This window comes from Bordetella tumulicola, from assembly GCF_054779135.1.
In genome coordinates, this window is the sequence record NZ_BAAGYU010000007.1 from 589,221 (window position 1) to 605,943 (window position 16,723).

Consider the following 16,723-nt stretch of genomic DNA (forward strand, 5'->3'; position numbering starts at 1 on the left):
ACCGAACCCATGACAGTCGGAATACTGCTCCAGGCGTTAATCGGAGGGCTGGCCAACGGCGCGATGTATGGTTTGATCGCCGTGGGCCTGACCCTGGTCTTTGGTGTGATGCGGATCATCAACTTTGCCCACGGGGAGTTTTTGATGATCGCCATGTATGCCGCATATTTCTTATGGGCATTGCTTGGTCTGGACCCCATTGTGGCGATCTTGGTGGTCACGCCTGTGCTGATGCTCTGCGGCGTGCTGCTGTACGTTGGTGTGTTGCGCTTTGCCATACGCGTGCCGGAAATTAATCAGATGGCGGTCACGATTGGTTTGTCGCTTCTGATCCAGCATTTTGCCTTGCTGTTGTTCACGGGAGATAACCGCCTGGTCGTTCTGCCGCGCTCTACAGAAGGGTTCGGCGTGGGGATGGTGATGCTGCAGGTGCCGCAAATGATCGCCGGCGCGGCATCTTTTCTGTTATTGGGTGTGTTGTACCTTCTGCTGCGGCGCACGGATTTCGGCCTCATGATGCGGGCGGTCTCACAGTCGCATGACGGGGCGTCTTTATCTGGAATAGATATCGGACGCGTGTATCGGTGGGCCATGGCCGTAGGTATCGGCGCGTTGGGGGTGGCAGGGCCCTTGTTGGTTTCGGTCCTCTATGTGAATCCCGCGGTCGGTGCTCTGTTTACGCTCAAGGCCTTCGTCATTGTGATTGTGGGGGGGCTGGGCAGTTTTGGTGGTGCTTTGCTTGGCGGCCTGATCGTCGGGGTTGCCGAAAGCGTGGCCGTGGCATGGTTCTCGGCCTCTATCGCGGCGGCTGTACCGTTCGTGCTGCTGATCCTCATATTGTTGCTGCGGCCCGAGGGCCTTTTGTCCAGAAGAGGGGCCCACTGATGAAGCAATATTCGAGTTTGCTGGTGGTCTGTTCTGTCGTGAGTGCGGCCTTTCTTTATGCGCTGACCGACAACTATTTGATGGACGTGTTTGTACTCACCTGCTTTTATGGTGCGTTAGCTGTGGCCTGGAACCTGATGGCCGGCATGACGGGCTTGATGTCGCTGGGTCACGCCTTGTTCGTCGGCATCGGTGCGTACAGTGTTGCCTGGGGTTATAGCGTGCACGGGTGGTCGCCGTTGATGACCTGGCCCATGGGTGTAGCGCTTTCCGTCGGGGCGGCTTACGTCATCGGCGGTTTGTGTTTTCGCTATGGACTGCGTGGCTATTTCTTTGCCATCGCGACGCTGGCCTTCAGCGAGGTTGCCTTCTTTGTCGTTTCCGCAACGGATGGGTTGGGACGTTCGGACGGCATCATAATGCCTATCGCAGACAATGGGCCTGCTCACTTACAGTTCATGGAGAAATGGCCCTATGGATTGATTATCGGCGCCATTCTCATGGCGGTCATGTTTCTGTGCCGCCTGTTGCTCAATTCGCGTACAGGCTATTACTGGCGGGCGCTGCGTGACAATGAGGACGCTGCCCAGGCGCTTGGCGTCAATGCCCGGGCCATGAAGATGCGGGCATTTCTGATCAGCGCCGCTATTTCAGGGCTGTGCGGCGCGTTTTATGCGAACTACGTTGCGTTTGTGGATCCGCGCTCAGTCTTGAGTATTGATTTGACTATACAGCTGCTGGTGTTCTCCATTATCGGCGGCATGTCCCAATTGTGGGGGCCGCTCTTGGGCGCCGGGATACTGGTACCGTTCAGTGACTTTCTGCGCGGCCTCACTGCCATTCAGGGCAGTAACGTCATTTTTTATGCGGCGCTGTTAATGATACTGGCCCTGTTGCTCCCCCAGGGAGTGGCCGGCTGGCTCGTAGAGCGCTGGCGCCGGCGTGGGGCCCGCAGAGCCGAGATCGCTCAGGGATCCGATACTGCGCAGAGACCGCTGGCGCCGGTTGCTTCTGCTTCCCGTAGTGAACAGGCGGAGACTGCGCCATGACTGCATTATTAACGGTGAATGGGCTGAGCAAATCCTTCGGGGGCCTGCACGCGCTAAAGGATGTGAGCTTCTCGGTGCAGCCCAGTGAAGTTTTTGCAGTGATAGGCCCTAACGGAGCAGGCAAGACCACGCTGTTCAACTGCCTGTCCGGCGCATTGCGTGCCAATGCGGGAGAGGTGCATTTCAAAGGGCAGCGAATCGATGGTGCCGCTTCGCATGATATCTGTCGCTACGGTCTGGTCAGGACATTCCAGATCGTCAAACCCTTTCGGGGAATGACGGTGGCCGAGAATGTAAAAGTGGCCGCCTTTTCAAGGCATGCCTCTGCAAAGCAGGCAGAACAAGCCGCGGAGGTGGTGCTGCGGGATATGGGTATGGATGGCTTGGCAGATGTCGATGCGGACACGCTCAATGTGGCTGATTTGCGCCGCCTTGAGATTGCCAGGGCGCTGGCCACCGAACCACAGCTACTGCTGCTCGATGAGATGCTGGCCGGGTTGACGGGACCCGAATCCCAGGCGATGTGCGCCCAGATCAAAAGACTCTCCGCGCGTGGGCTGGCGGTGATCGTTGTGGAGCATTCCGTGCCGGTGGTCCTGAGTTTGTGCGAAAACGCAGTGGTTTTGAATTTCGGTGAAATGATGACCTGTGGTCGCACTGAGGACGTGATTCGCGATCCACGCGTGCAGGAAGCGTATTTGGGAGGGACCGGCCAATGAGCGCCCTCAGCGTGAGTGGAGTCATCGCCGGCTACGGCAAGGCCGAGATCATCCGCGACATTGCCATAGAGATTCCGTCAGGGGGGAGAGTGGCGTTGATCGGCTCAAATGGTGCGGGCAAGAGCACGATCGTTAAAACGATCAACGGCCTCATTACGTCTCGTCGCGGGTCCATCTGCTGGGATGGCCGCGAGATCAGCAAAGATAGAGCTTCGTTGCGGACCCAGGCGGGTATCGCCACGGTGCCGGAAGGCCGCCTGTTATTCGCCGAATGTACCGTGATGGAGAATCTGATTGCGGCCTCGACGTTTGGACAGGCTAAAGCGCAACGCGTACAGACACTGGAGTATGTGCTCGATCTCTTTCCGAGGTTACGAGAACGGGCACGCCAGCGGGCCGGAACCTTGTCCGGTGGCGAGCAGCAGATGGTCGCGATAGGACGTGCATTGATGACGCGTCCTCGCCTGTTGATTTTGGACGAACCCTCAATCGGTTTGGCACCACGGATCGTCGAGGAGATCTTCTCTGTGCTGGGTGTGCTCACGCAAACAGGGTTGAGTTTGCTGTTGGTTGAGCAGAATGTTCAACTCAGCCTGAGGTCTGTCGACTATGCCTATGTGTTGCAACGCGGTGAGTTGGTCAACCAGGGGCCCGCGAATCAGCTAATGAACGATCCGACCGTGAAGGCTGCATATTTTGGGAGTTAGTCGTAAATTTGCCCTTGATAACCGTTGGTCATTGGATATAAAAACACGCCTCACTCGATCACCCGCGATAGCGAACTATTAAGCTTGTGCATGCGTAAAGCAACTTGAATTTCCAGTGTTTTACTGCCGTTACGCCAGTTTCCAAGCAACTGATCTATCGTCTCCAGCCGCTGGCGCAAGGTGTTGACGTGGATACCTAGAGCGTCGGCGGCAATCTTGATGCTTTGTGATTCGTCCAGATAGGCCAGGAGCGTTCCGCATAGATTGGTATGGCGACGCAGGTCATGGGCGATGAGCTCGCCCACACTGGCCTGGATAAATGAATTCAGGTCTTTGGTGCCGCGCTGTTCGAACAGCAGCGCATACATCGAAAACAGCGCTTCGGAAACCAGCTCGTTGTCGCGGTTCAGGGCCAGGAGCACATCAATGCAACGTTTGAGCGAGCGGAAGCACTGCGGCAGCGTACTGATTTGCGTAATGGTGTCTGAGTAAACGCCTACGACATTGAGACGTGAATTCTGCATCAGTGTCGACTGGACAGCGGTTTGAGTTTCTTCTGCGTGATGAGCGGCGTAAATGGCCACGATAAGGCCATCGAGTGTCTCCATTAAGACCGAGCGTGGCAGACGCGGCCGCATGCGGCGTAGCGCGTACTCCAGATGATTGCTTTCAACATGCAGCGCCATGATCCGTACAGGGGAGTTCAGATCCAGTCCGAGCGGTTCAGTCAACGCCTGCAATACGTTCAGCGGCTCTTGCTGCCAGGTCACCAGCGATCTGATCGTCGCGATACTTCGGCTGCTTAGCGCGAGTTTGCTGCGTTCCTCAGATAGAAGGGCGACGCCTGCGACCAATGCCCCGCGTTCGAAGGTGCGAATCTGGGTGTCGGAGATTGCCTCGCGAGACAGCATCAGCATGGCACCCAGCAGACCATTTGCGCCGGTGATGGCCGCAATTTTCAAGACCAGGTCTGGCGCCGGCGCGACGGATTTTGACTGGCCGGACAGGCGGCTTTGGGTCAAGGCTTTGTGCACGAGGTCTTGCACCTCGACGCTCTGAAATAGTGTGGAAAGTTGGGGGTCGGTAGTGGCCTGCGGCGCGCGCGCGTGATAGGTGAGCTGCTCGGCCTCGTTGAGTAACGCAACCTCTGCGCCCAGCAGTGATGCCACCATCTGCAGAATATCGGTGACCGACCCGCCACGCGCCGCGAGTTTGGTCATCTGCTCATGAGCTTCGGCGGCGTCAGCAATCTCGATCGTTTGTTGGTGCAGCAAGGCGTTGGCTTCGCTGACGCGCTGCAGTGCGACCTGGGTTTCTTGAAAGAGGCGGGCGTTCTCTATGGCAATGGCCGCTTGTGCGGCCAGTGTTGCCAGCATGGAGATTTCCCAAGGCTCATGGCCCCGCGGTTGCCGATCGCAGACGCAAAGTATGCCAATGCAGTGGTTGCCAACCATCAGTGGCGCGCCCAGTAGCGAGCAGACGCCTTCTTCGGCAATGGCCAGGTCAATACCACTGTCATGCATGAAACCCTGGTCCTGCATGTAGTTGGTGCAGTGATAGGGTGTTTTGTGCTTGAGGACGTGGCCGCAAATGCCGTGGTCAGGAGGGACACGGACATTTCTGAACCGGTCGGATGTCGCTCCATCTGTGGCGCGGATATAGAAATCATTGCGCACACGATCATAGTTGGTCAGATAGCCGATATCCGTAGCAAAGATCTGTCGCGAGCGCCGCACGATGGCTTGAAGCACGAGATCCAGGTCCCTGATCGCGGTGAGATCTTGCGCCGTCTCCAGTACGGCCAATAGGCCTTTTTCGCGCTGCAGTTGTATAGCTTGCAATTTCTGAATAGAAGAGGCTGCTTGAATGCTTTCGGCCACTAATTCTTTGTGATCAGGTTCGTGCGCGATGTCCCCGCTTTGCTCCTGCAATTGCAGTAACTCTTCAGCACTTGCGCCATTGCGCAGCAAGCCTAGCAATTTGGCCTGAAACCTGATCGTGTCCATCGCATGCGTGCCAGAGGATGCTTCGACGGCGACCGACGCTGTCGTCTGATTAGGTGTCATGGTGAGGGAAAAAATAGTAAGGCGCTGATGGAGAGGGTTGGCTCATTTATCCATATCGTAAACCCTGCCTCAGATTATGGGATGTTTAAAAAATACATAAAAACGAGATTCAACAGGACAAAATAGACATTGTTGGTCCGGCCCTTCGAATTCATCATCTCCCTTAACTACTAATTAAAGTAATGGAGACAAAATGAAAACGCTGATATGGCCGTTGGCCGACTTTTTATTGCTGGGCCGTCCCAAAATAAAAAATACGCACTTTGGGGGCAGCAAAGCCACGCAGTGGCTGCGGCGTGGGGGCTTTTTTTTAAGCCTGTGCATGGTTACGGCATCCGCATTTGCCCAGTCGGACCGGCCTGCCGAGATCAAGCTTGGGATGAGCACCTTCATGAGCGGCTCCGCTTCCGTGCTGGGGGCGCCCGCCAAAGTCGCCGCTGATATGTGGATAGCGGATTTCAACGCCAAAGGCGGCGTTGATGGGGTCAAACTTAAGCAAACCTGGATTGATGAGGGGCAGGGCGCCGACAAATTCCTGACGGAGTATCGGCGGCTGGCGCAGGAGCCTGGCGAGAAAGTGATGCTCTCCGCCATTTCCAGCGGCTACTGCGGTGCGCTGGCGCCTGTGGCGGAGGACCTCAAGGTCATCAATATTCTGTGGGAGTGCTCTTCAGAAAAGGTGCTGGAAGGGAAAAAGTACAACTACGTTTTCAGAACAGGCCCGAATGGCACGCTGGAAATGGTGGCCGCGGTACTGCATTTGTTGAAGGTCAAGCCGGATTTCAAGACGCTGGCGGTGGTGAACCAGGATTATGCCTGGGGCCGTGACTCCTGGGACCTGTTTCGCAACACGTTGTTGGCGCTCAAACCGGACGTGAAAATCGTTGCCGAGATGTTCCCCAAGTTCGGCGCACCGGACTATTCCGCCGAAGTGACGCGTCTGCAAGCGCTGCGGCCCGACGTCGTGCTGTCGACTGCCTGGGGTGGCGATCTGGATACGTTTTTGCGCCAGGCCTCGCAGCGCGGTTTGCTCAAGACGTCACAGTTCGTGCTGCCACTGGCCGATTCTTCGCTTGAACGATTGGGCAACGCAGTGCCGCCAGGTGTGATTGTGGGGTTTGTGGGTGACGGCTACTTTGCCGATCCGGAATTTGTGAATGATCCGAAGGCCAAGGACTTCGTCGCGAAGTTCAAGAAAGAAACAGGTGCTTATCCTAACTTTGCGGTCTATCACATGATCCAGGCGCTTGAAGCCACTACCGAGGCGTATAAAAAGTCGTTGAAAGACAACGGGGGCAAGTGGCCGACGACTGATCAGTTGGCATCGACGTTGCGTTCGCTGGAATATCGCGGACTGTCGCGACCCATCGAGATGCGTGAAGACGGCCAGGCAATGCAGGGGCAACTTTATGGTGTGACGCTCAAGCATTCCGACTACCCCTTCCCGCAGGTCGGAGAACTGCTGTTCTATCCCGCTGAACTGGTGGCGCCGCCCGTAGGTGCGATCTCGGAAGATTGGGTCAAGACGCTCAAGCCAGACATGGTGCAAAGCAAGCTGATCCAGGGTGTAGGCAAATAACGCGTGATCGTCCGGGAAAGCGGGAAATGAATCTCCATTTATTGCTGCTGGCCGCAGTCGATGGGCTGTCGTATGCAAGCCTGTTGTTCATGATTGCGCTGGGTCTGACATTGATTTGCGGTGTGTTTGGCGTCATCAATGTCGCGCATGGCAGTTTTTATGCATTCGGCGGCTATAGCGCGGCCACCGTCGTGGTTTGGTTATTGCCGCACGACACATCGACGCTGACACTGGTGCTGGCACTCTTGGTGACGGCGGCACTGGTGGGCGGTGTGCTAGGTGCGCTGCTGGAACGCGGCATCATGCGGCGTTTTCAGGATCGCGACCCCGTGTTGCAGTTGCTGGTGACGTTTGCCGCGTTCATGATCCTTGAGAATCTGCAGCGCATGATCTGGGGTGCCACGCCTGTCAATGCCGGGGAACTGGCCAGCCGCATGGGGACGATGGATCTCCTGGGTGTGACCTTCATGAAATACCAGTTGCTGCTGGTGCCAGGCATCGCGTTGGTTTTCTATCTGGGACTGCAGGGGCTGCTGCGCTATTGCACGACCGGCCGAAAATTGGTGGCGGTCATTCACCATCGTGAAGTGGCGGGCGCACTAGGGATTAACGCGGCACGCATGGGACTGATGACGTTTGCGTTGGCCGGCGCCTTGGGGGCGGTGGGCGGGGCGTTGTCTGTACCCATGACAACGTTTGTGCCGGGCGTGGCAGCCGATATGGTGGTGACTTCCTTTGCCGTGATCGCGACGGCGGGTCTCGGCCAGATTACCGGCGCCCTGATTGCATCCATCCTGATCGGCCTGGCTCGCGCATTGGCAATTTATACGTTTCCAGAGCTTGAAGTCGTCATGCCTTATCTCATGATGGTTGTGGTGCTGTTGGTACGGCCCAGCGGTTTGTTTACCGTGGCCACGGCCAGGAGGATCTGATGCGGCACTCGGCTTTTATTCTGGGTATCGGGTGTGCGACCGCCATCATCCTGGCGATGACGTGGATCTGGCCATGGACGCGAATGCCTGTTATTACCTTTCTGGGCTACGGGTTGGCTGCGCTCGGCCTGTCTGTACTGATGCGTGCGGGGCAGGTATCTTTTGGGCATGCCATGTACGCCCTGATTGCCGGGTACGGCGCGGCATTTACGGTCAAAGCCTTCCCCGGGACAGATGCATTGTTTGCGCTGGCAGCGGGCGTGCTGAGCGCCGTGATTATTGGTGCTGTGGTGGCGTCCTTTGTTTCTCGCTACCGGGGAATTTTTTTCGGCATGCTGAATCTGGGCATCTCTATGGTGTTCTATTCGCTTGCCGCGAAACTCTATACGTGGACGGGCGGGACAGACGGCCTGCGCATTGATCGACCCCGTCTGTTCGGCATGGCGCTTGATCGCGGCGAGTTCGAGTGGGGCATGATGCTGCTGGCGCTTGTGTTGGCCATCGTTCTTGGCTGGGTGGTGCAGCGTTACTTCAGATCGTCGGCGGGCCAGATTGCGGTCGCGATACGCACCAATGAAACCCGGCTTGAATACATAGGCCTGTCGGCCCGGGCCGCCTTGATCGAAGCCTATGTGCTGTCGTCGGCGCTAGTAGGCGTGGGTGGCGCGCTGTTGGCGTTGACGCAAGGGCTGATGACACCCGAAGGCGGCTATTGGCTTCGATCCGGTGAATATGTGTTTATCGCCATTCTGGGTGGAGCGGGCCACGCCATCGGTGCATTCCTGGGAGCGGCGGTATTCGAGCTGATTCTGCTGGTGGGCTCGGCGTATTTCACCAATATCTGGCAAATCGTGCTGGGCGTCACCTTGTTGATCGTCATCTTTTTTGCGCCCTCCGGGTTGGTTGGACGATTTCAGCAATTCCGTCTGGGCAAGATGACTGAAGGTGGAAAATCATGAACATCGCATCGGATGAACTGCTGTTGCAGACCTCGGGGCTGACCCTGCGCTTTGGTGCTATCACCGCCGCGGACAATATCGACTTTTCCTTGAAAAAGGGCGAGCACCTGGCGGTGATAGGGGCTAATGGCGCGGGCAAGACCACGTTTATCAACATTTGCACCGGCTATATCAAGCCCAGCAGCGGCACTGTGGTATTTGCGGGGCAGGACATTACTCGCAAAGGCCCCAGGCAGATTGCTCGGTTGGGGGTGGGGCGTTCGTTTCAATTACCACAACTGTTTCTCGAGCACACCGTGCAAGAGTGCCTGCAATTGGCGTCGGTCGCGCGCGACCGCAAGATTTCCCGCTGGGTACCGCTGACGCAAAACGCCAATGGCAATGCGGTCGCTGAAATGCTGGCGCTGGTCGAACTGAAACCCTACCGAAATGATCCGGTGACTGTTTTGCCGGAAGGGCATCGCAAGCTGCTGGATGTGGCCATTGCGCTGATGCTGGAACCCCGGCTGATGATCATGGACGAGCCGACCAGCGGCGTGGCCTCAGAGGACAAACACGCGGTGATGCGCACCATCATGGCTGCATTGAGCGAGCGCAATGTCACCAGTTGGTTTGTTGAGCACGACATTGACATCGTGCTGGCTTATGCCACGCGGGCAGCGGCATGGATTGATGGGAAGGTGGCAGCCGATGGCACGCCGCATGCGGTATTCAGCGATCCGATCATTCGTCGCGAAGTACTGGGAGAGCGTTGAGATGAGCCTGCATATCAAGTCTGTGCGTGTCGACCTGGCCGGCAACACGGTGCTGCGCAATGTGGACATCATCTTGCCAGAAGGCGAGACCGTTGCGGTGGTCGGCCGCAATGGCGCAGGCAAAACGACGCTGTTGCGCAGCATCATGGGGCTAGTGAAGCTGACATCGGGCCAACTGTTGCTTGACGGCCGGGACATCGGAACCGAACCCGTATACCTGCGTGCTGCGGCAGGGTTTGGCTATGCGCCCGAAGACAGGGTCATCTTTCCCACCTTGAGCGTGGTCCAGAACATGGCGTTGCCTTGCGAAGTGCAGCATGTGTCCAAGCGAGAAATTGCACAACGAATAGAGACGGTCCTTGCAGCGATGCCGCAGCTCAAGCCGATGTTGCCGCGCTCGGGCGCTGCGCTATCGGGCGGGCAGGGAAAGATGGTTGCGCTGGCGCGAGCACTGATGGTGGGAACGCGGTTTGTGCTGCTGGACGAACCCTTCCAGGGCCTGGCGCCTGTCGTGGCAAGGCAGTATGGAGATTCGCTCAGGGCCTTGCGCCAATCGCATCCCCACCTTTGCGTGGTGATCACTGAGTCGAACGCCTCTCTGCTTGAGGAGGTACAGAGTTCCACGCTTTATATCGAGCGTGGCTACGTGACGGCGGATCGCCTGGATGTTTTGCATAACCCGCCGCCGATGGATATGGCGCTGACGGCATGATGGGCGATGACGCATTCGCGGATTGAGTTCGCGCGTCGAGGAAAAACGACCATGGCTCCTGTGCCATGGGCAATCGGGAGTAAATGAATGAATGCTGAAGAGGCAGGGCTGCCCCTGGGCGACGGTCCTTTGAGAGGGCTGGTTGTCATTGATGTCACGCGGGTAGTGGCGGGCCCATACTGCACCATGATGTTGGCCGATCTTGGGGCCACCGTGATCAAGGTCGAGAACCCGGCCGAGCCTGACTACGTGCGTAGTTTTCCGCCTTTTGTGAAGGGAGAAACTGGCAGGGCCAGTGCTTTTTTTGCACAGTACAACCGGCACAAATTGGGCATTAGCATTAATCTTAAAACCAGCGAAGGCCAGGCCTTGCTGCGCAAACTGATAGGCAAGGCCGACATGCTGGTGGAGAACTTCCGCCCTGGCGCCATGGCGCGAATAGGGCTGGATTACGAGACGCTAAAAGAGAACAATCCAGGCTTGGTCTATGTCTCCATTAGCGGGTTCGGACAGACAGGACCTCATTCCCAGCGCCCCGCGTACGACAACAGCGCACAGGCAACCGGCGGGTTGTGGTCATTCAATGGCGAAAAAGGGCGGCCGCCCGTGCGGGTGGGCACCATCATCGGCGACCTGTCGGCCTCATTTTATGCCACCATTGCGGCGCTGGCTGCCGTCATGCACGCCAGGGAAACCGGCGAGGGGCAACTCGTGGATGTTGCCCAGCAGGATTCCGTGGTGACGCTCACCGAACATGCGGTGGTTAACTACACCGTCGACCAGATCGTTGCCGAACCCTTGGGAAATGACCACCCCTTCGTACGCCCCTACGGTCAGCTTGCCTGCAAGGATGGCTTTGTGTTTTTCGGCGCCTATACCGACAAATTCTGGCACGAGGCCTGCAAGATTTTTGGCGAGCCCGAACTGAGTGCGGATACCGAGATCGATTCCATGGAAAAACGCTTTGATCCGCAGGTGTATGAGCGCCGCGTGGCACCCATTGTCAGTCGATGGTGCGCGGATCGGACCAAGGCCGAGCTGGAGGCAATGGCTGGAGATGTGATTCCGCTCACGCCGATCAAAACCATGGCCGAAGTCGTGCAGGATCCTCATCTGGCCGCGCGCGAGATGTTCGTGTCCGTGGCTATGGATGGTGTGCAGGTAAAAGCATTCGGTAGTCCTATGAAACTCTCAAAAACGCCGGTTAACGCGTCGGGATCCGCACCGTCCTTTGGTGAACACAATGCACTGGTATTCAGTCAATGGGCGGGCCTGAGCGGCGACGAACTGGAGCGCCTGTCTGCAGAAGGAGTGATCTGATGAGCATCAGCTATGAGGTGCGCGAGCAGATTGCGCATATCTGCGTTAACCGCCCAGAGAAACTCAATGCGCTGACGCTGGCGATGTATGAGCAGTTGGCACAGGCCTTTGTATGCGCCAACGATGACACCGATGTGCGGGTCATCTTGTTGACCGGCGCTGGGGATCGTGCGTTTTGTGTGGGCGCGGACCTGACGGAATCGATACCGGCATTGGCGCAAGGGCGCTTCGATATTTCAGAATGGGATGGCGCACATCTGAAGCAAGCCAACTTCTACAAACCTGTGGTGGCGGCCATCAATGGTCTGTGCATGGGCGGCGGCTTCGAGATCATGTTGGCTGCCGATATCCGCGTGGCTGCCGACACGGCGGTTTTCTCGCTGCCCGAAGCCTCGCTGGGGTTCACTCCCGCTGGCGGTACGTTGGTCAGGTTGACACGCCAGATTCCCTACGCCTTTGCCATGGAGCTGATGATGACGGCTGAGCGCTTTCCGGCCAGCCGGCTGGCGGAAATGGGTTTGCTGAACCGGGTCGTGCCCGCGGATGAACTGGCGCAGCTCGCGTTAGCCTACGCCAAAGGCATCGCCAGGAAAGGCAAGATTGCCATCTCGGTCATCAAGGAGGCGGCCTTGACCCTGGGACATCTTTCTTTTCAAGAGGCTTTTGCGCGCGAGGCAGCGTTGGGCCAGCGCGCATTCACCTGTGAGGAGGCCAAGGCCGGCCTGGCACGTTTTCTTGCGCGCTGACGGCAGAACATCCCTGATTCCCACGCCCGAGCGCGGCTGGCCGAATCCTATTCCGCGTCGGGGATTATCCATGATCGTTACTTCACGACGCCGCAATTGGCTTCGCGACCTCAGAGGCAAAGTCGCGATAGGAGCGAAGGGGGCGACCCAGTAGCACGGTCAAGCGCTCGACATCGCCGGCGTCAGGAATCATGCCCTCAGTGAGGAAACGCTCGCTCATCAGGCGCATATCGAAAGCCATCCAGCTCGGCATGAACTGTCGGAGGTTTTGCTCGAATCCGGCAGTGTCATCACCCGGATAGGCGATCGGGCGACCCAGAACCTCCGTCCAGATCGCGGCGACATTCGTGCCGGTCAGCGTGTCAGGTCCAACGAGATTGATTTGCTCTAGGGGAAGAGGCGTGGCGGCTTGTTCGCGGCGGATGAGTTCGAGGGCCGCGATCTCGCCGATGTCGCGCGCGTCGATCATGGCGAGTCCTTTGCTGCCGATCGGCATTGGGTAGATGCCATATTCAGTCACCACGTCTGTGATGGTGAGATCGTTATTCATGAAGTAAGCCGGGCGCAGGATGGTGGCGTTGAGCCCCATCTGTTCGATCATGCGTTCAACACCGAATTTGCCCGCAAAGTGCGGCACGTTCACGTAACGGTCGCTGTGAATGACGGATAGGTAGACGATTCGCTCGATGCCGGCTTCACGGGCGACATTAAGCGCGATCAATGCCTGGGTGTATTCGTCGGGCACCACTGCGTTGAGCAGGAACAGCGTGGAGACGCCTGAGAAGGCGCTGCGCAGCGAGTCGACGTCGAGCAGGTCGCCCTGGACGACGCCGACGCCTTTCGGGAAGCTGGCCTTCGAGGGATCGCGGACGAGGGCGCGAACATCGGCGCCGCGCTTTACAAGCTGTTCGACGACGTGGCCGCCAATAGTGCCGGTAGCACCGGTAACGAGAATGGTCATGACGATTATTCCTTTGGGGTGTGGGTTGCGTATGACCAAACGATAATGGGTTCCATGTTCAAAACAAAGACTCTAAAATATAGACTGTTTGTATCAAATATGAGACATCATGGATCTCAACGCGCTTGAGGATTTCCAACTCGTAGCCGCTCACGGTGGCTTTGGTAGAGCCAGCCGCGCCAGCGGCCGGTCTAAAGCAACCTTGTCGCGTCGTGTCGCTGATCTTGAGGAGGCACTGGGCATTCGGCTGATGGAGCGAGGCGCCCGTAGCCTGGAGTTGACCGAAGCCGGCCAGCTGTTACTGAGCAGAACGGAGGGGCCGATGTTCGAGGTTGCCGAAGCAGTCGCGGCGGCACGGGATGGCCTTGCGACGCCGCGTGGCCGTCTACGTATCGCGGCGCCTCTTTTGTTTGGGCAGTTGGCATTGGGACGGCTTGCTGCTCAGTTCGTGGCCATTTATCCCGAAGTGCAGATCGAGGTCGCAGCGGAGGATCGTTCCGTCGATCTCGTTGACGAACACTTCGATGTTGCCATTCGGATCAATCCACGCAAGGACAGCTCATTGGTCGGCAGGTGCTTTGCCAAAGACAGGCTGGTCCTTGCCGCCGCCCCTTCTGTTGATATGCCGAAGGGGCGGCGCATTAAGCCCGTCCCGGTTCCGGCAGTCGTCATGCCGACCTATCGCGATGGAGATGTTTGGTCTGTCCGTGATGGTCGACTGACCGTTGAACCACAGCCTGTTTTACGTCTGTCTTCGCTCCTGACCGTCCGCGATGCGATTGCCGCTGGCGCGGGGGCGGCGATGCTGCCCCAATCCATCATCGGGAAGCTCCTGGAAAAGGGCGAATTAGTGACGTGGGGAATGGTTGGCGACGAAGTTGAACTTTGGGTTCTGCACACCTCTCGCCGGTTGCAGAGTCCCAAGGTTCGCGCTTTCGTGGCGTTCATGTGCGCCCAATACCCAAGCGGATCATTCGTCATTGAATCTTGACGTCTTGGCGTTGCGAGACAAATAAATGCCGGATCGAGAAATCAGGTGATGAAAGCTATGCACTGGATAGATGGACACCATGAGGGAGGAGGCGATTCGGATATTCTTTTCCTGGATCTTAATAAAATACTAAAACGATTCGTCCATGATGAGAGAAGAAAACCAGGCTTAGCTCAACGGACTGACATCATATGCACCTTCTTCTGGTAGAAGATGATCCCATGTTGGGAGAGAGCATTTGCGATGGCGCACGCCAGAGCGGATGGAGCATCGACCACGTTGGCGATGCGCACGCGGCACGCACGGCCCTGACAGATCACGTCTATGCCGCCGTACTACTGGATCTGGGGCTTCCCGGCGATTCCGGCTTGACGGTGCTGCGCTCCATGCGTAACCACTATGACTCTACGCCGGTGCTGATCCTGACTGCCCGAGGTCAGTTGAGCGAGCGGATTTCCGGGCTGGATGCTGGCGCGGACGATTACCTGATCAAGCCATTTCAGTTCGACGAGCTTTGGGCGCGCGTGCGGTCGGTCATTCGCCGCAGCCAGGGGCGTGTCGTCCCGATATCCACGCATGGAGACGTTCAGGTTGATCGAGCCCGCGGGGTTGTCAGTAAGGCGGGTGTCGATGTCACCCTCAGTGCGCATGAGTACCGCACACTGTTGGCGTTACTGGAACGTCCAGGCCACGTAGTGACGCGCGATCATTTGGAGGATATGGTCTATGGCGGCGCCAGCGGCGTGGAAAGCAACACCATCGCCGTGTTTATCCACCAACTGCGTCGCAAGCTTGGAGGCGATTTGATTCGGACCGTTCATGGGTTGGGATATGTCATCGGTCGGCCAACGGCATGAAACCGCGATCGTTGAACACACGGCTGATCGTCGTGGTCGTCTCAACCATTGTGTTGAGTTGGATCGCCGTGGTCGGGGTCGTTTTTATGCAGTTCTCTCTGAATCAGACCAGCACCTCTGACAAGGAACTGGCCACCATTGCTACCCAGCTCTTGTTGACGATCCCGGCCGACAGCAGCTTTGCAGAGCGAGCGGGGCCAGGCTTGCAACTGCGTGATCCGCCTGATGTTGACCTCGAATTGCTGGTCTTCCAGATATGGATCGATCGTCATCGATTGTTCGTCGCCACGCCTGGCGCACCGACGTCACCATTCAAACCAGACTTTACCGATGGTTTGACGTCGACGGTCATCGAAGGTAAGAAGTGGCGTGTCTACTCTGTATCGGACAAGACCGGGCGAGTGACCGTCCAGGCCGGCAACCCTCAAGACGTCGTGGACGCGGACATGCGCGACGTGGCGGGGCATGTACTCATCGTGGCTACAGTGCTTCTTCTTATTGTCGGTGTCATCATGGGGTTCGTGACAAAGAGGACCTTCAAGCCCGTGCGCGCCATGAGTGCAAGCATGCGCCATCGGCACAGCTTCGATTTCACACCTTTACCGCTGCATGACCTGCCAACGGAGCTGCATCCTTTTGTCGCCTCGTTCAACGATCTCCTTCTGCAACTCGACAAAGCCGTCGAGGGTGAGCGGCGATTCATAGGGGAGGCGGCCCATGAACTACGCACACCGCTGTCGGCCGTGCACGCACAAGCGGAGATCGCCCTGAACTCGACAGAGCTCAAGGGCAAAGACGCCGCCTTGAAGAAACTGCTTGTTGTGGCCGAACGCAGCACCCGGCTTTCCGAGCAATTGCTTGACCTGGCGAGAATCAACGCTGGCACCAAGGCACCCAAACGTGCGCATGCCGATCTGAGAAAGCTTGTGGAGCACGTCGCGCAGGAAGTCGAGGTATACGCCAGCCAGAATCGACGATCGCTGTACCTGGATGTGCGCTCCTGCATCATTGAATGCGATATCGACGAGATCGGAATCCTGCTGCGTAACCTGCTGCACAACGCCATGAGATACACCTCGGACGAAGGTGTTGTGCTCGTGTGTTGCGGTTATGTTGCCGATGCAAAACCCGGTATGACGCCCGATGTTTACCTGGAGGTATCCGACGACGGCCCAGGCGTCGCCGCCGCTGAGCGCGAAGCTATTTTCGAGCGCTTCTATCGCGCCGCAGGGACGAAGGTGCGCGGTAGCGGGATCGGCCTGTCATTGGTCGCCAGCATTGCCAAGTCGCACAACGCATCGATCAAAGTCGATACTGGACTGGATGGACGTGGGCTCACGGTGCGAGTTGTTTTTCCTGGATTTTTTCAGACGGCGATCTAACTCGTGAAGAATTCTTAAAAACGCTAAAAAGCGCTTAAAACCGCATCGGTAGTATCCGATCTCACAAGCTTGTGCTTGTAGGCACGCCACTCAAATGTCGTTG

The 16,723-nt window shown here is 57.4% G+C and carries 16 protein-coding genes; 14 read left to right on the top strand and 2 right to left on the bottom strand.

Features of this window, described 5'->3' with window-relative positions:
• The first annotated feature begins 9 nt into the window (after positions 1 to 9).
• Genes ACYVDM_RS11105 through ACYVDM_RS11120 form a run of 4 tightly spaced genes read left to right on the top strand, consistent with a single transcriptional unit; the run spans position 10 to position 3,360 of the window.
• Positions 10 to 885 (top strand): branched-chain amino acid ABC transporter permease, encoded by an 876-nt coding sequence (locus tag ACYVDM_RS11105; protein WP_415785863.1) that lies wholly within the window; start codon positions 10 to 12, stop codon positions 883 to 885.
• Complete coding sequence (locus ACYVDM_RS11110; protein WP_415785861.1) at positions 885 to 1,934, top strand: branched-chain amino acid ABC transporter permease; 1,050 nt, start codon at positions 885 to 887, stop codon at positions 1,932 to 1,934. The genes ACYVDM_RS11105 and ACYVDM_RS11110 overlap by 1 nt, the downstream gene beginning before the upstream one ends.
• Complete coding sequence (locus ACYVDM_RS11115) at positions 1,931 to 2,653, top strand: ABC transporter ATP-binding protein (RefSeq protein ID WP_415785859.1); 723 nt, start codon at positions 1,931 to 1,933, stop codon at positions 2,651 to 2,653. Before ACYVDM_RS11110 ends, ACYVDM_RS11115 begins: the two co-directional genes overlap by 4 nt.
• Complete coding sequence (locus tag ACYVDM_RS11120; RefSeq protein ID WP_415785857.1) at positions 2,650 to 3,360, top strand: ABC transporter ATP-binding protein; 711 nt, start codon at positions 2,650 to 2,652, stop codon at positions 3,358 to 3,360. Before ACYVDM_RS11115 ends, ACYVDM_RS11120 begins: the two co-directional genes overlap by 4 nt.
• A 50-nt stretch (positions 3,361 to 3,410) precedes the next feature.
• Here ACYVDM_RS11120 and ACYVDM_RS11125 read toward each other — a convergent pair whose 3' ends face one another.
• Positions 3,411 to 5,426: a helix-turn-helix domain-containing protein gene (locus ACYVDM_RS11125; protein ID WP_415785855.1), complete on the bottom strand. Its 2,016-nt coding sequence runs from the start codon at positions 5,424 to 5,426 to the stop codon at positions 3,411 to 3,413.
• A gap of 193 nt (positions 5,427 to 5,619) precedes the next feature.
• On the opposite strand from ACYVDM_RS11125, the gene ACYVDM_RS11130 reads away from it, so the two are divergent.
• From ACYVDM_RS11130 to ACYVDM_RS11160, 7 genes are all read left to right on the top strand, one after another.
• Positions 5,620 to 7,005, top strand: coding sequence for an ABC transporter substrate-binding protein (locus ACYVDM_RS11130; protein ID WP_415785853.1), 1,386 nt, complete (start codon positions 5,620 to 5,622; stop codon positions 7,003 to 7,005).
• A gap of 26 nt (positions 7,006 to 7,031) precedes the next feature.
• On the top strand, positions 7,032 to 7,937 hold the full coding sequence (locus tag ACYVDM_RS11135; RefSeq protein WP_415785852.1) for a branched-chain amino acid ABC transporter permease: 906 nt from the start codon (positions 7,032 to 7,034) through the stop codon (positions 7,935 to 7,937).
• Positions 7,937 to 8,896, top strand: coding sequence for a branched-chain amino acid ABC transporter permease (locus tag ACYVDM_RS11140; protein WP_415785850.1), 960 nt, complete (start codon positions 7,937 to 7,939; stop codon positions 8,894 to 8,896). The genes ACYVDM_RS11135 and ACYVDM_RS11140 overlap by 1 nt, the downstream gene beginning before the upstream one ends.
• Positions 8,893 to 9,651, top strand: coding sequence for an ABC transporter ATP-binding protein (locus ACYVDM_RS11145; protein ID WP_460475384.1), 759 nt, complete (start codon positions 8,893 to 8,895; stop codon positions 9,649 to 9,651). Before ACYVDM_RS11140 ends, ACYVDM_RS11145 begins: the two co-directional genes overlap by 4 nt.
• A gap of 1 nt (position 9,652) precedes the next feature.
• Positions 9,653 to 10,363, top strand: coding sequence for an ABC transporter ATP-binding protein (locus ACYVDM_RS11150; protein ID WP_415785846.1), 711 nt, complete (start codon positions 9,653 to 9,655; stop codon positions 10,361 to 10,363).
• An 87-nt stretch (positions 10,364 to 10,450) separates the two neighbouring features.
• A complete protein-coding gene (locus tag ACYVDM_RS11155) occupies positions 10,451 to 11,683 on the top strand; it encodes a CaiB/BaiF CoA transferase family protein (RefSeq protein WP_415785844.1) in 1,233 nt (410 codons plus the stop codon).
• A complete protein-coding gene (locus ACYVDM_RS11160) occupies positions 11,683 to 12,429 on the top strand; it encodes an enoyl-CoA hydratase/isomerase family protein (protein WP_415785842.1) in 747 nt (248 codons plus the stop codon). The genes ACYVDM_RS11155 and ACYVDM_RS11160 overlap by 1 nt, the downstream gene beginning before the upstream one ends.
• 82 nt (positions 12,430 to 12,511) lie before the next feature.
• On the opposite strand, the gene ACYVDM_RS11165 is transcribed toward ACYVDM_RS11160, so the two are convergent.
• The gene (locus ACYVDM_RS11165) at positions 12,512 to 13,390 is read right to left on the bottom strand and encodes an NmrA/HSCARG family protein (RefSeq protein WP_415785840.1); all 879 of its coding nucleotides are present in this window, start codon (positions 13,388 to 13,390) and stop codon (positions 12,512 to 12,514) included.
• A gap of 109 nt (positions 13,391 to 13,499) precedes the next feature.
• Here ACYVDM_RS11165 and ACYVDM_RS11170 point away from each other — a divergent pair, with 109 nt between their 5' ends.
• The 3 genes from ACYVDM_RS11170 to ACYVDM_RS11180 all read left to right on the top strand — a co-directional run bounded on the left by ACYVDM_RS11170 (position 13,500) and on the right by ACYVDM_RS11180 (position 16,620).
• Positions 13,500 to 14,381 carry a LysR family transcriptional regulator gene (locus ACYVDM_RS11170; protein WP_415785838.1) on the top strand — a complete coding sequence of 294 codons (882 nt, stop codon included), beginning with the start codon at positions 13,500 to 13,502 and terminating at the stop codon, positions 14,379 to 14,381.
• A gap of 191 nt (positions 14,382 to 14,572) precedes the next feature.
• A complete protein-coding gene (locus ACYVDM_RS11175; protein ID WP_415785836.1) occupies positions 14,573 to 15,238 on the top strand; it encodes a response regulator transcription factor in 666 nt (221 codons plus the stop codon).
• Positions 15,235 to 16,620 carry a sensor histidine kinase gene (locus tag ACYVDM_RS11180; RefSeq protein ID WP_415785834.1) on the top strand — a complete coding sequence of 462 codons (1,386 nt, stop codon included), beginning with the start codon at positions 15,235 to 15,237 and terminating at the stop codon, positions 16,618 to 16,620. Before ACYVDM_RS11175 ends, ACYVDM_RS11180 begins: the two co-directional genes overlap by 4 nt.
• The last annotated feature ends 103 nt before the right edge of the window (positions 16,621 to 16,723 follow it).